Raw genomic sequence first — 14,692 nt, forward strand, 5'->3', positions numbered from 1 at the left:
CAACGACTGGACCACTACAGGGGGCTCACCTCATATGGTCTGGTGTCAAGTGGCGGCTTGAAGTTGTCGAAAGACTGATCGGCAGACGTAGCGTTTGAGGCAGCGTCGGGTTTCGCGGGTGGACATGCCTTCTGCGGTGCGTCGGGCGACGTAGCGGCGGGTGGTGGGGTCGCTGGTCATTCGGCTGCGGACGATGATGTCGAACGCGCGGTTGAGTTGGCGGTCCCCGGCGCGGGACAGGCGGTGTCGGGTGGTGTTGCCTGATGAGGCGGGAAGTGGTGCCACGCCGCCCAGGGCGGCGAAGGCAGCCTCGGAGCGGATGCGTCCGCGGTGGGAGTAGGCGCAGATGATGATGGCTGCGGTGACTGGTCCAACACCGGAGAGCTCTTGGAGCCCGGGGGCCGCGTGCGCGGCTAGGGCGCGCAGCTGCTGATGATTGTCCTGCAGCTGGGTCGTGTGTTCCAGGACCGCTCTGGCTAGTTGGCGTGCGACCGCGTGGGTGTTCGTGGCGGCCAGTTTTTGGTTGATCCGCCATGCGGCGATCGCTCGGATCTGGTTGTCGTGCAGTGGTTTGCGTGCATCGATTCCGAGGTCGACTGTCCGGAGCAGGGCGGTCAATGCGTTGCGGTTGGCGGTGCGCTGCTGATCGAGGATCCTGCGTGCGGCCAAGAGAATCCGCAGATCCTCGCGTTCACTGCTCTGGCGGGGTACCGGTATGCGTTGGCGTTCGACCCCGAGCACTGATCGTGCGGCGAGCTCAGCGTCGATCACATCGGACTTGCCCGCACGATCGCGGTGCCGGCCCACGGGACGAGCTTCGGTGACTTCGATGCCGGCAGCCCCCAGTGCCGCGGTGACCCCGGCGCCGTAGGAGCTGGTGCCCTCGACCGCAGCCAAGACGTTCATTGCCGGGCTGTGTCGGCGGATCCAGGACAGCGCCCGGCGGTGTCCCGGACCGGTGTTCGGGAAGGTAGCGCCCGCGAGCACCGCGCCGGTGTGTGTCGATGACGCAGAAACCCGCTGCGGTAGCGCTTGTCGTCAGGTTCCCCTTCGGCCTGGGACACGAGCCAGATAGCTGTTAGCGCTTTGGCTTTCAGAGAGTTGGGGGCTAGCGTATGTAACGGCCCGTCGACATATTCTGCGATTTTAGTGGGCGTGCAAAAATTACTTTAAGGGCACTTCTCAGTGTCAATGCGAACCACGCCAAACGTGATACTGGTGCCCGTAGTAATAGCAGCCCCAGGCGGGGGTGTCGAAGTGCACACCACCCAGTTCCGATCGACGACCTGGGAACGGCCCTTACCGGTCAAGTCCTTCGAGCCCGAGTACCACACTTGACCATTTGTCAATGACTGGATGGCATCCTGAGCGCCCTGCAGATCCTTGCCAATCAGGTTCGGCATCGTCCAGGACGGATCAGCAGACGCTAGCGCTAGGCCCAAAGTCGTCGCCAGGCAAAGCACACCGAGGCCGACAACAGCGGCGACGATCAGTGATAAACGCTTCATGGTGTTCTCTTTCCTCCCTCTCCCTCCCGGCCTTATCCGCCGAGGAGTCCTTGGAGAAACCCCTCCCCAAATTTTGTACCGAAGTAAAGCCCTTGGTGCTGCGGGCAATAGGTATTAATGGACGCTGCTGTGATCTGCTCAGCCTCGTCTTGGAAGAAGTACCAACCGTCCGAAAGGCGCACGCCGACCAGCCTGTTGGTGAAGTTGTGAACGTTAAGCGCCGTAGGCGCTGCGTCAAGCTGGGCGCATAACGAGGGACCGAAGTTGTTTACCGCCCATATCCGATGTTGTTGGGCTTGATAACTGTCCGCGTGAGCCGGTGCCGCTAGCCCAATTGTGACCGCGACAGCCCCCACCGCCGATCCGGCGACGATTGCCTTCTTTGACATGGCGATTTCTCCTTCAGTGGTTCCTTGAATCAGTTCAGCTCTATGGGGCGTAGCGGCCCGGTGAGTATTGCCTTGTGGGTCAAGCCAGATAGATGCGCAGCAGTGGTGGACTTCGGGTCGACGATGACGACCACAGTTCCGTCCTGGGATGTTTCGCTCATCGCCCGCTGTCGCTTCTCGCGTCGCCGCCGACACGTATCTGGCGGCAGGAGGAGCTTGCCCGCCCGCTCGAACCTGATCAGGCCGTTAGGATCCGGTGACAGGTGACGTCGGAGCCATCACCTGCGTAGGCGGCGTCTGACCAAGACAGAACGCCGTTAATCCACATTTTGCAGTCGATGTAGCTTGCCGAGCCCATGATCGGATCCAGCCCGATCTGATCCCCCGGCCAGGCGTTGCCCTCGGTGTAGGTGTAGGTGCCGCTGGGATTACAGACCGGCTTGGCCACCCCATTCCAGCCGTGGTAGATGAGGATGCAGTCAGCTCCCACCCAGGTCACGGTGGTACGCACAAATGAGTCGGCGTGAGCGGGGGCGGCAGCGGCCAGTGAGATGCCGGTCGCCGCCAGGGCGGCTGCGGCGGCGGCGACGATCTTGTTCATGCGGGTTCCTTGGGTTTGCTAGCTTGATTCAGATATGAGGTTGGAGCCGATTGCAGAACACACGTCCCCGGATATGGCCAAGCGTGATGGTTAACTGGTGGACCCGCGATGGCCGCGTCGGCATCAATTTCGTTGTGTGTGGTGCGCACGCCCCCAAAGGAGCACGCCAAAAGGCGCATGTGCCCTATTGACCAGCGGTAACGCGCGATGCCCCCCGGCAATCTCCGCCCCCAAACCCCGAGAACAGAATAATCTCTGGCGGCCATTCGCGTGGCCGTTTTCGTGATATTGATTCGTCGGTTTGGCGACCTCTTATTTGGACTGGTAGATAATCGTGTGACAGCTGTGGTTGGTGAATGGTTTTGTTGCTCGTGTTTCGTCTGATCCGCTTCTACCGTGAGATAACAGGCAAAAGTGGCCACTCGACACCAACAGAGGATCCATCCGCCTTCACCTCAATGAACACAACTGCGCGAGAAACAGGTCCCGTTTATAGCAACGTCAATACGCCGCCCTCAACGACGATCACCACTCACCACCAGACGGTGTGATGCTGCTCAAGAATGGGAACGCTGCACGCGAGCGGCGACTTCCGGTAGGAGTGCACGTTCAGCACACGGGATAACGCGGCGAGGTCGCGTCGGTCGCGTCGGCAGGACGGCGAATGGAGCGCCAATGCTCGCAAGTCAGCGACCAGGTCACCGGCACCTGGACCGACCCCAAACTCTCAGCCGTCACCTTCGGCGTGATGGCGGAGCGGTGGATCTCCACCAAGGCCACGCGGGCACCTAAGACCGTCGCCGGTTACCGCTCGTTGCTGGACACGATCGTCCTACCCAAATGGGAGAACGTACCGCTGCGAGAGATCAGCTTTGATGACTTACAGATCTGGATTACTGGCCTGGCAGTAGACGGCTCGGTGCGCTTCGAGGGCAAGGGGCTCAGCGCCTCTCGGGTGCGCCAGGCCCACCAGCTGATCGGTGCGGTCCTGAAGTTCGCCGTCAAGGCCAAACACCTGCCCGCCAACCCTGCTGACGGGATCGAACTGCCCAGGCTGCCCGAGTTAGAGCAGCGCTATCTCACTCATGAGCAGCTGCACCGGCTGGCGATCGCCTCGGGCCGGTTCCACACGTTTGTCCTGGTGCTGGGTTACTGCGGGCTGAGGTTCGGTGAAGCTGCCGCCCTCCGCGTGGGGGACCTGCACCTTGAGGCGCGGCGCATTCGGGTCACCCGGTCAGTGACCTACGTTCCCGGTGCGGGGCTGGTTGAGGGGCCGACCAAGAATCACAGTGCCCGCACCGTGCCGGTGCCCAAGTTCTTAGCACCGCTCCTGAGAACCGAAATACAGGGCAACAAGGGCGCAGCGATTGATTTTTTCTCACGGCGCGGCGGCTATCTCACGCTGGGAGAAGTTCGGTGGGTATTTGACCCGGCAGTGCAGGCCGTCCTCGCCTCCGAGAGGGCGCAACGCGCGCAAGAGCTCAAGGAAACAGGCGAAGCGACCACTTTGGAGTTTCCCGAGATCACCCCACAGGAGTTGCGTCATACGTGCGCATCACCGGCGATCAGCGCGGGGGCGAATGTGAAGGTGCTGCAGACACTGCTGGGCCACAAGACGGCCACCCTGACATTGGACCGCTACGGCCACCTGTTCCCTGATGACCTGGGCAGCATCGCGGACGCTTTCGACGCTGCCGTACAAACTGCTGCGGACGATCTGCGGACGATTTCTCCACTGCAGGCAAAGGCATTCGAGCAAAAACGCTACTGAGCAGCGCTTTCTCTGTGCCCCCAGTCGGACTCGAACCGACACTGTGCGGATTTTAAGTCCGCTGCCTCTGCCAATTGGGCTATGGGGGCTCAGCGAGTGAATCTAGTGTGCGATGCGCCCCGATCGGGCATGCCGTCGGCCGCGCAACGCCAATGTGCGGCGGGGCGGGGACTCCGCTAGGATCGCGCGCCGCGCATCTGAATAGGCGCGCCCACCCCGTTGGGGCATATGACACGGCCGTATCAGCCGCCAAGAGCTTGTTAAAAGCATCCACGCGATCGTTAAGAGGCCGTAAACGTCCGTCACCCTGTGCGCTTCGGCGGGAACTGTGGGGCAGTAGCTCGTTAGCGTTACGCCAACGCACAGCAGCCGTTACGCAAACACTCAGGGCCGACGGGCAGTACAGGTCGGCCATGTTTCCGGATACAAGGAGCAACAGATGTCATACCTGACAGCGGTACCTGCAGAACTGTCCGCCGCAGCGGCACAGCTGGGTGCCATCGGCAGTGCTTTGGCGGCGCAGAACGCGGGCGCGGCGGCCCCGACCACCTTCATTTCTCCCGCGGCTTCCGACGAGGTGTCGATCATCCAGTCCGGGATCTTCACCGCCTACGGCGCTCTGTATCAGCAACTTGCGGCCGAAGCTCAGGCAATTCAGGAACAGTTCGTGCAGACCCTCGGCATGAGCAGCGGTACCTACGAGTCATCGGAGTCGGCGAACGCCGCAGCGGCGACTCTGGCGGACGCCGTCGGCTCCGCCGCCGCCGCCCCGGCGGCCTCCGACCCCGTCTCGGACATCTTCACCGAACTTGCGACGCTGCTCGGCGGACCGGTCGGAAGCGTGAACAGTGAGCCCCTCAGCCTCTCGGGGAACATGGCCAACATCGCCAGCTACGAGATCGGTAACTTCGCCTCGGCCTCGTCGAACATGCTCGGTCTGACCAGCGGCGGCTTGATGCCGGAGGGATACGGCGTCCCCGAAGAACTTGCCGCGGCAGCCGAAGCCGCAACCGCGGCCGAAGGCGCCTCAGCGGTCAGCGCGGTGAGCGGCGGCGCGCCGATCGCGGCGGTCGGCGAGGCCGCGATGGTCGGCTCGATGTCGGTGCCACCGAGCTGGGCCGCGGGCACCACCCTGGTGTCGAGTTCCACCACGGGTGCGCTCTCCGGAGCCGGCTGGACGACCGCAGCGCCCGCGGCTGCACCCGGCGCGTTCTATCCCGGCATGCCTGGCGTGGCGTCGGCGGCCCGCAACAGCGCCGGTTTCGGTGCACCTCGCTACGGGGTCAAGCCCATCGTCATGCCGAAACCGGTGAGCGTCTAAGCCCCGCACGCCGAGCCTGCCACTAATCGGAATCAAACTAAAAGAAACGGATAGGACATGTCTTTCTTAGGATTCCCCCCGGAAGTCAACTCCGCGCTGATGTACGCCGGCGCAGGCGCCGGCCCGCTGATGGCGGCCGCGACGGCGTGGAACAACCTGGCCGCCGAGCTGAGCACGACCGCGACCCAGTACGAGTCGATCATCACGTCGCTGACCACCGAGCAGTGGACCGGCGCCGGGTCGGCGGCGGCCGCCGCCGCGGCCCAGCCCTACGTGGCATGGCTGACCTCGACAGCGGCAGCGGCAGAGCAGGCCGGCATTCAAGCCTCCGCCTCGGCAGCTGCCTACGAAGCCGCCTTCGCGGCCACGGTGCCCCCGGCGGTGATCGCCGCAAACCGCGCACTGTTGGCCACCCTGGTCGCCACCAACTTCCTGGGCATCAACACCCCGGCGATCATGGCAACCGAGGCCCAGTACCTGGAGATGTGGGTCCAGGACGTCCTTGCGATGACCACCTACCAGGCCAGTTCGGCCGTCGCGGGAATCTTGGAACCGGTGACTCCGTTGGCGCCGGAAACCAACCCCGGCGGCGCGGGAGCTCAGGCTGCCGCCGTCGCCGCCGCGCAGGCGGTGGGACCCGCCGCCGGGTTGGGCGACATCGTCACCGGTTTGCAGAGCGAAATGTCCAACTTGCTCACCGGGGCAACCGGGATCGGCGATGGCATCTACAAGGCGCTGCCGGCCGGTGCACAGGACCTGATCACGGCACTCGACGGCTTCTTGGGCACCCCATTCATCTTCAACGGCATCCAGCAGGTCGGCGTGACGGCGTCGTGGTTCATGTTCGCCGCGATCCCCAACGGGATCTTCGCCGCCCACACCATCGACGGCAACATTGCCGCCGCGGCCGAGGCGGCCGGGGTGGGTGCCATTGCGGCCGAAGGGGCGGCCGCGGGACTGATCAGCGACGTGGGAGCAGCCGGCGCCGCCGCCAGCATGGGCGAAGCGTCGCTGGTGGGCACCCTGTCGGTACCGGCGAGTTGGGCCGCGGCCGCTCCGGTGGCCGCCAACGCCGGAACCGCGCTGGCGGGCAGTGGTTGGACCGTCGCCGGGGAAGCCGCGGCGCCGGGAATGATGGCTGGGATGCCGGGCATGGCCGCGGCCGCCAAGGGCGCCGGAGCCGCTGCCGGCCCGCGCTACGGCGTCCGGCCGATCGTCATGCCCAAACAGGTCGTCTGCTGACGCGACGATCCCGGTAGATCACACCGGCACGTTTCGACGCGTGGCCGCATTCCTTCGGGGGTGCGGCCACGCGCGTTTGTATTGACCAGGTCGTTAGTTTGCTACAGCAACGGCAATTTCCGGGCCCCCGGCCTGCTGCCCCATCGCTTCGACCGACTCCTTCGGCAGCCGTACCAGCCCCGTCGAATCCGGGCCGGCAGAACTCACCCACACCCGTCGGCACACCGAGCACCGGTCGTCGGCCCACATCTCCCAACGGTCGCCGGCCGACGGCCCCAAAGGAGCAGGATCGCCCGTTGCGAAACCTGCCCCACCGATGAATCATGCGCTATCACAGAGTCTTTGGAAGTTCCGGCGGATGGTCTGCACCGCTTCGATGCATATCGAACGCATATCCGATCGCTCCGCGGCCGCCGCGTACCATGGTCATTAGTTTTGAGAAATCTATGAAGCCAGTGACAACCACATATGCGGTTGAAAGAATGCTCGAATATGACAGCAATGACGGGATACGGGCGCGCGCAACGTCCACGCCAAGCAATTCTTGGGCAACTGCCGCGAATCAACCGGGCCGACGGCTCGCCGATCCGAGTGTTGCTGGTCGACGACGAACCGGCTCTGACCAATCTGGTCAAGATGGCGCTGCACTACGAAGGCTGGGATGTCGAGATCGCGCACAATGGGCGCGAGGCCATCGCCAAGTTCGACCGCATCGGCCCGGACGTACTGGTTCTCGACATCATGCTGCCCGACGTGGACGGCCTGCAGATCCTGCAACGGGTGCGCGAATCCGACACCTACACACCTACCTTGTTCCTCACTGCCCGGGACTCGGTGATGGACCGGGTCACCGGCCTGACCGCGGGCGCCGACGACTACATGACCAAGCCGTTCAGCCTCGAGGAACTGGTCGCCCGGTTGCGCGGGCTGCTGCGCCGCTCCAGCCACCTGGCGCCACCAGCCGACGAGTCCCTGAAGGTCGGCGACCTCAAGCTCGATGCAGCCAGCCGGGAGGTGACCCGCGGGGGCACCCCGATGTCGCTGTCGTCGACCGAATTCGAACTGCTGCGCTTCTTGATGCGCAACCCGCGGCGTGCCCTGAGCCGCACCGAGATTCTCGATCGGGTGTGGAACTACGACTTCGCCGGCCGCACCAGCATCGTCGATCTGTACATCTCCTACTTGCGGAAGAAGATCGACGCCGACAGAGAGCCCATGATCCACACCGTGCGTGGGATTGGATACATGCTCCGACCACCCGAATGAGTTCGGCATGACGGGGGATCGCTACACCCCGCGGTGGTTCCCGCGCTCGCTTCGCCGTCAGTTGCTGCTGGGTGTGCTGAGCGTGGTGTCGGTGGTGCTGGTGGCTGTCGGCGTCGTCTCGGTGTGGACGCTGCGCGGCTACGTCACCGCCATGAACGACGCCGAAGTCGCCGAATCGATGCACGCGCTCAGCCACGCCTACGCGCGGTACCGCAACGGGGAACACACCTCGGTTCACAACGGGATACCGCCGGTGTCGCAGGCGTTGCTGGAGTTCACCGGCCAGACCCCCGGAAACCTCATCGCCGTGATTCGCGACGGGAAGGTCATCGCGTCGGCCGTCTTCTCCGAGGACGAGCCACGACCGGCGCCACCGGATGTCATCCGCGCCATCGAAGCGCAGTCGTGGACCGACGGCTCGTCGCGCGTCGAGAATCTGGGCACCCTCGGCCCGCATCAGGTGGACAGCCGCATCGCCGGATCCGACCGCCTGGTGGTCGGTGTCTCGCTGAGCATCGCCGAGGCGATCATCTCCCGCAAACAACTCACCACCGCCGCCCTGGTTGCCACCGCACTGCTGGTCACCGCCGCCTTGACGGCGTGGGTGGTGGGCTATGCGCTGCGGCCGTTGAGCCGCGTCGCCGCAACCGCCGCGGAGGTGGCGGCGATGCCGCTTGCGCACGACGACCACCAGATCAGGGTGCGGGTCCGTCCGGAGGACACCGACCCGGACAACGAAGTCGGAATCGTCGGGCACACCCTGAACAAGTTGCTCGACAACGTCGACAGCGCGCTGGCCCACCGCGTCGAATCCGACTTGCGCATGCGCCAATTCATCACCGATGCCAGCCACGAGCTGCGCACACCGCTGGCGGCCATCCAGGGCTACGCCGAGCTGACCCGCCAGGACAGTTCCGATCTGCCGCCCACCACCGAGTACGCGCTGGCACGCATCGAGTCCGAGGCGCGGCGAATGGCGTCCCTGGTCGACGAACTGCTGCTGCTGTCACGGCTGGGTGAGGGCCAGGACCTGCAAACCGAAGAGCTGGACTTCGCCGATCTGGTGATCAACGCGGTGAACGACGCGGCCGTGGCCGCCCCCACGCACCGCTGGGTCACCAAGCTGCCCGACGTGCCGGTGTGGGTGAACGGGGACCACGCCCGGCTGCACCAGCTGTTGAGCAATCTGCTCACCAACGCTTGGGTGCACACTCCCCCGGACGTCACGGTGACCACCGCCATCACCTGCCACGCCGCCGGCAACCCCGACCCTGACGGCGCGGGCGGGCCCTACGTCGAGCTGACGGTCGCCGACGACGGACCCGACATCGACCCGGAGGTCCTTCCCTATCTGTTCGAGCGGTTCGTCCGGGCCGATAAGGCACGTTCCAACGGTTCCGGTCACGGACTGGGACTGGCCATCGTCAGCTCGATCGTCAAGGCGCACGAGGGCACGGTGGCCGCCGAATCCGCCAATGGTCTGACCGTGTTCCGGGTGCGGCTGCCACTGATCGATCCGCCGGTCGACGCCACCTAACGCGCCGCCGCTGCCTGCGCCGTAAAGGTCGCGGCCCACTCCGTAAAGAAACCGTCAAGGCCGCGGCCCCCGGGCCGCCGTCGCGCCTAACGTTCGATCCGGCCCTCACCCCGAGGGTCCACGTGCGCGAAAGTTGAGACGGAGATGTCGGTGGTGGCCTATCTCGCGCTGACCGTGGCGATCTTCGCCACGCTCGGGGCATTGCTGAAGTTGGACAGATGAGTTTCGCCAACACCGTGGGCCTGGTGCTGGCCGTCTTGGTCGCGGCGCTGCTGATGGCAGCCCTGCTCTATCCGGAGAAATTCTGATGGGCCCCGGTGCGCTGTTCCTGGCGTTGCTGATGATCGCGATAGCGGCCGCGCACGTCCCGCTGGGCGACTACATGTACCGCGTCTACAGCTCCGACAAGCATTCTCGGGCAGAGCTTCTCGTCTACCGCATGGTCGGCGCCGATCCCGCGGCCGAGCAGACGTGGAAGACCTACGCCCGCAGCCTGCTCGCATTCTCGGCGGTCAGCGTCGTCTTTCTGTACCTGTTGCAACTCAGTCAGAGCCGACTGCCGCTGCACCTGTCCGACCCGGCCACCCACCTGAGTCCGGCGCTGGCCTGGAACACCGCGGTCAGCTTCGTCACCAACACCAACTGGCAGGCCTATTCGGGCGAATCGACGCAGGGGCACCTGGTGCAGATGGCCGGGTTGGCGGTGCAGAACTTTCTGTCCGCCGCGGTCGGCATGGCCGTCGCCGTCGCGCTGATCCGCGGATTCGCTCGCCACCGCACCGAGGAGCTCGGCAACTTCTGGGTGGACCTGACCCGGGGTACGGTGCGTATCCTGCTGCCGATCTCGATCCTCGGCGCGATCGTCCTGGTCGCCGGCGGCGCCGTGCAGAATTTCCACCTGCATGACCAGGTGGCCAGCACACTGGCCGGCGCGCCGCAGATCATTCCCGGCGGTCCGGTCGCCAGCCAGGAGGCGATCAAAGAGCTCGGCACCAACGGCGGCGGGTTCTTCAACGCCAACTCCGCGCACCCGTTCGAGAACCCGACGGCGTGGACCAACTGGGTGGAGATCTTCCTGTTGGTCGTCATACCCTTCTCGCTGCCCCGCACCTTCGGCCGGATGGTGGGCAACAAGAAACAGGGCTACGCGGTCGCCGCGGTCGTCGGCGCGTTGGCCACGCTCAGCGTCACCCTGATGATGGTGTTCCAGCTGCAGCACCACGGCACCGTCCCGACGGCCGTCGGTGCCGCCAGCGAGGGCGTCGAACAGCGTTTCGGAGTCATCGATTCGGCGATCTTCGCCGACGCCACCACCCTGACGTCCACCGGTGCGGTCGACTCGACGCACGACTCGTACACCAGCCTGGGCGGTCTGATGACGATGTTCAACATGCAACTGGGCGAGGTCGCGCCCGGCGGTACCGGCTCGGGGTTATACGGCATCCTGATCCTGGCCGTGCTGACGGTTTTCGTCGCCGGGTTGATGGTTGGCCGCACCCCGGAATACCTCGGCAAAAAGATCACCCCCCGCGAAATGAAGCTGGCGGCAAGCTACTTCCTGGTGACGCCACTCATCGTGCTGGTCGGAACCGCCGTCGCGATGGCGCTGCCCGGCCAACGGGCCGGCATGGCCAACTCCGGGCCGCACGGGCTGTCCGAGGTGCTCTACGCGTTCACCTCTGCAGCCAACAACAACGGCTCGGCGTTCGCCGGTCTGAGCGCCAACACCGTCTGGTACAACACCGCGCTGGGACTGGCGATGGTGTTCGGCCGGTTCCTCCCCATCATCCTGGTCCTCGCCCTGGCCGGTTCGCTTGCCCGCCAAGGTTTTACCCCGGAGTCCCGCGGCACCCTGCCCACCCACCGACCACAGTTCGTCGGCCTGGTGGTCGGGGTGACGCTCATCCTGGTCGCGCTGACCTTCCTGCCCGCGCTGGCGCTCGGGCCGCTCGCCGAAGGGATCCACTGACGTGACGATCACCACCGAACCACCGACGAACCAGCACAGCGGCCACGCCGCGGCCGCAAAGCTGCCGGGCGGCCTGCTCGACCCCACCATGCTGGTCACGTCGCTGCCCGACGCACTACGCAAGCTCGATCCCCGCACGCTGTGGCGCAACCCGGTGATGTTCATCGTCGAGATCGGTGCCGTGTGGTCCACGGTGTTGGCGTTCGGGGAAGAGACCTGGTTCAGCTGGATCACCGTCGGCTGGCTCTGGCTCACCGTCGTCTTCGCGAACCTGGCCGAAGCGGTGGCCGAGGGACGCGGCAAGGCGCAGGCCGATTCGCTGCGAAAGTCCAAGGCCGACACCATCGCCCATCGCCTCACCAGTTGGACCCCGGGCAGTCCCGGCCCGGCCGAGGAGGTGGCCGCACCGCTGCTGCAGCAGGGCGACATCGTGGTGGTCACCGCCGGTCAGGTCATACCCGGCGACGGTGACGTCGTGGAAGGTATTGCTTCCGTTGATGAATCGGCGATCACCGGGGAATCCGCGCCGGTGATCCGGGAATCCGGTGGTGACCGGTCCGCGGTGACCGGCGGGACGACGGTGCTGTCCGACCGCATCGTCGTCAGGATCACCCAGAAGCCCGGCGAAAGCTTCGTGGACCGGATGATCGCCCTCGTCGAGGGCGCGAACCGGCAGAAGACGCCCAACGAGATCGCGCTCAACATTCTGCTGGCCGCGCTGACCATCATCTTCGTCTTCGCAGTCGCCACCCTGCAGCCGTTGGCGATCTATGCCAAGGCCGACAACCCGGGGGTGGCGGACACCTCGGCGCTGAGCGGTGACGGCATCAGCGGCATCGTGCTGGTGGCACTGTTGGTGTGCCTGATTCCCACCACCATCGGGGCGCTGCTGTCCGCGATCGGCATCGCAGGCATGGACCGGCTGGTGCAGCGCAACGTGCTGGCTATGTCCGGCCGTGCGGTGGAAGCGGCCGGCGACGTCAACACCCTGCTGTTGGACAAGACCGGCACCATCACCCTGGGCAATCGCGAAGCCGCACAATTCATTCCGGTTACCGGTATCACGCACGAGGAACTGGCCGACGCCGCCCAGTTGTCCAGCCTGGCCGACGAGACCCCCGAGGGCCGTTCGATCGTCGTCTACGCCAAGTCGGCCTACGGGTTGCGGGCGCGGACGCCGGGCGAGCTCGGCAACGCTTCGTGGGTCGAGTTCAGTGCGACAACCCGGATGTCGGGCGTCGACCTGGACGGACGGCAGTTGCGCAAAGGTGCGGCCAGCTCCGTGGCCGAGTGGGTCCGTAGCCATGGCGGCACCGTGCCCGCCGAACTCGGCAACATCGTCGACGGCATCTCCGCGGCGGGCGGCACCCCGCTGGTGGTGGGCCGGGTGCGCCAGGGCGGCCGCCCCGACGACGAGGCCCGGGTGCTGGGCGTCATCCACCTCAAAGATGTTGTCAAGCAGGGCATGCGGGGCCGATTCGACGCGATGCGGCAGATGGGCATCCGCACGGTGATGATCACCGGGGATAATCCGTTGACCGCCAAGGCGATCGCGGAGGAAGCCGGAGTCGACGACTTCCTCGCCGAAGCCACCCCCGAAGACAAACTGATGCTGATCAAGCGCGAGCAGCAGGGCGGGCGACTGGTGGCGATGACCGGCGACGGCACCAACGACGCCCCCGCGCTGGCCCAGGCCGATGTCGGGGTGGCGATGAACACCGGCACCTCGGCGGCCAAAGAAGCCGGGAACATGGTGGACCTGGACTCCGACCCCACCAAACTGATCGAGATCGTCGAGATCGGCAAACAACTGCTGATCACCCGGGGCGCGCTGACCACCTTCTCCATCGCCAACGACATCGCCAAATACTTCGCGATCATCCCGGCCTTGTTCGTCACCTTGTTCCCCGGCCTGGACCTGCTCAACGTGATGCGATTACACAGCCCGCAATCGGCGATACTGTCCGCGGTCATCTTCAACGCCGTCGTCATCGTCGCGTTGATTCCGTTGGCGCTGCGCGGCGTTCGGTACACGCCCAGCCAGGCCGCAAAGCTGTTGAGCCGCAACCTTTACCGCTACGGACTCGGCGGCATCCTCGCCCCGTTCGTCGGGATCAAGCTCATCGACCTGATCGTTCAACTGCTGCCGGGGATCGCCTGAGATGAACTTCGCCAACACGATTCGTCAACATTGGGCCGCACTGCGCGCGTTGCTCGTCTTCACCGTGCTGCTCGGCCTCGGTTACCCGCTGCTGATCTGGTTGGTGGCGCTGCTGCCCGGGTTGCACGACCGAGCAGAAGGGTCCCTGCTGCGGGTCGGCGGTACAACGCTCGGCAGCAAGCTGATCGGGCAATCGTTCACCGACTCAGCCGGCAACCCGCTCCCGCAGTACTTCCAGTCCCGCCCGTCGGCCGCAGGCGCCGGATACGACCCGATGTCCACCGGCGGCAGCAACCTGGGACCCGAGAACGTCATCGACACCATGGCCGATCCGGCCAAGATGGCCGCCGGAAAGAGTGCGGCCGACGCCGGCTTCAAGGCCAGCCTGCTCACCCTGGTCTGCTCGCGCAGCGTTGCCGTGGGGCGACTCGAGGGCGTGGACGGGTCGCGTCCCTTCTGCACGGCGGCGGGCGTCGGTTCGGTGCTGGCGGTGCTGGGTCCCCGCAACGAGCGCGGCCAGGTGGTGCACCCGACGCGGGTGGTCAGCATCAACGAGCCCTGTGCGTCCACCAAGCTGCCCTTCGTGGACAGTTACCAGGGCGTGCGAGTCGAATGCGCCGTCTTCGGCGAGGACTACGCCAGCGGCATGATCGTGCCGGTGCGCGGCGCCGCGCCCGGCCGGCCCCAGGTGCCCGCGGATGCCGTCACCGCCAGCGGCAGCGGCCTGGACCCGGACATCTCCCCCGGCTACGCCGAGATCCAGGTGAACAGGGTCGCCAAGGCCAGACATGCCACACCCGATCAGATCCGCCACATGGTGCAGCAGTATCGCAGCGATCGCACGCTGGGCTTCATCGGTGAGCCCGCAGTCAACGTCGTCCAACTCAATCTCGCGTTGGACCGCAGGTACCCGGCCACGGGTTAGCG

11 protein-coding genes, 1 tRNA gene and 1 pseudogene are annotated in these 14,692 nt (G+C 65.5%); 9 read left to right on the forward strand and 4 right to left on the reverse strand.

All coding sequences use genetic code 11. The annotated features are described in order from the left end of the window. Positions 1–45 precede the first annotated feature (45 nt). The 3 genes and pseudogenes from AC5Y3Z_RS24355 to AC5Y3Z_RS24365 form a co-directional block, all read right to left on the reverse strand. Positions 46–990, reverse strand: a pseudogene (locus AC5Y3Z_RS24355) (IS110 family RNA-guided transposase); the annotation flags it as partial. Between the two features lie 550 nt (positions 991–1,540). Next, positions 1,541–1,897, reverse strand: coding sequence for a hypothetical protein (locus AC5Y3Z_RS24360; protein WP_463827491.1), 357 nt, complete (start codon positions 1,895–1,897; stop codon positions 1,541–1,543). Between the two features lie 238 nt (positions 1,898–2,135). Beyond that, positions 2,136–2,498 (reverse strand): hypothetical protein, encoded by a 363-nt coding sequence (locus tag AC5Y3Z_RS24365; RefSeq protein ID WP_463827490.1) that lies wholly within the window; start codon positions 2,496–2,498, stop codon positions 2,136–2,138. A 664-nt stretch (positions 2,499–3,162) separates the two neighbouring features. Between AC5Y3Z_RS24365 and AC5Y3Z_RS24370 the strand changes: the two genes are divergently transcribed. Further along, the gene (locus tag AC5Y3Z_RS24370; RefSeq protein WP_463827489.1) at positions 3,163–4,269 is read left to right on the forward strand and encodes a tyrosine-type recombinase/integrase; all 1,107 of its coding nucleotides are present in this window, start codon (positions 3,163–3,165) and stop codon (positions 4,267–4,269) included. Between the two features lie 15 nt (positions 4,270–4,284). Here the strand turns inward: AC5Y3Z_RS24370 and AC5Y3Z_RS24375 are convergent. Further along, positions 4,285–4,358: transfer RNA gene (locus AC5Y3Z_RS24375), tRNA-Leu, on the reverse strand. Between the two features lie 350 nt (positions 4,359–4,708). Between AC5Y3Z_RS24375 and AC5Y3Z_RS24380 the strand changes: the two genes are divergently transcribed. The 8 genes from AC5Y3Z_RS24380 (at position 4,709) to AC5Y3Z_RS24415 (ending at position 14,690) form a co-directional block, all read left to right on the forward strand. Then, positions 4,709–5,590, forward strand: a complete 882-nt coding sequence (locus tag AC5Y3Z_RS24380) for a PPE family protein, SVP subgroup (protein ID WP_463827488.1) — start codon at positions 4,709–4,711, stop codon at positions 5,588–5,590. 57 nt (positions 5,591–5,647) lie between these two features. After that, the gene (locus tag AC5Y3Z_RS24385; protein ID WP_463827487.1) at positions 5,648–6,832 is read left to right on the forward strand and encodes a PPE family protein; all 1,185 of its coding nucleotides are present in this window, start codon (positions 5,648–5,650) and stop codon (positions 6,830–6,832) included. 492 nt (positions 6,833–7,324) lie between these two features. Further along, complete coding sequence (locus AC5Y3Z_RS24390; protein ID WP_463827486.1) at positions 7,325–8,098, forward strand: response regulator transcription factor; 774 nt, start codon at positions 7,325–7,327, stop codon at positions 8,096–8,098. 7 nt (positions 8,099–8,105) lie between these two features. Beyond that, the gene (locus AC5Y3Z_RS24395; RefSeq protein WP_463827485.1) at positions 8,106–9,635 is read left to right on the forward strand and encodes a sensor histidine kinase; all 1,530 of its coding nucleotides are present in this window, start codon (positions 8,106–8,108) and stop codon (positions 9,633–9,635) included. A 218-nt stretch (positions 9,636–9,853) separates the two neighbouring features. Next, positions 9,854–9,943 (forward strand): potassium-transporting ATPase subunit F, encoded by a 90-nt coding sequence (locus AC5Y3Z_RS24400; protein ID WP_463827484.1) that lies wholly within the window; start codon positions 9,854–9,856, stop codon positions 9,941–9,943. Further along, positions 9,943–11,604, forward strand: coding sequence for a potassium-transporting ATPase subunit KdpA (kdpA, locus tag AC5Y3Z_RS24405; protein WP_463827483.1), 1,662 nt, complete (start codon positions 9,943–9,945; stop codon positions 11,602–11,604). The genes AC5Y3Z_RS24400 and kdpA overlap by 1 nt, the downstream gene beginning before the upstream one ends. A 7-nt stretch (positions 11,605–11,611) precedes the next feature. Then, positions 11,612–13,765, forward strand: a complete 2,154-nt coding sequence (gene kdpB, locus AC5Y3Z_RS24410) for a potassium-transporting ATPase subunit KdpB (RefSeq protein WP_463827516.1) — start codon at positions 11,612–11,614, stop codon at positions 13,763–13,765. A gap of 1 nt (position 13,766) precedes the next feature. After that, a complete protein-coding gene (locus AC5Y3Z_RS24415; RefSeq protein WP_463827482.1) occupies positions 13,767–14,690 on the forward strand; it encodes a potassium-transporting ATPase subunit C in 924 nt (307 codons plus the stop codon). The last annotated feature ends 2 nt before the right edge of the window (positions 14,691–14,692 follow it).

Source organism: Mycobacterium sp. NGS61, from assembly GCF_059812325.1.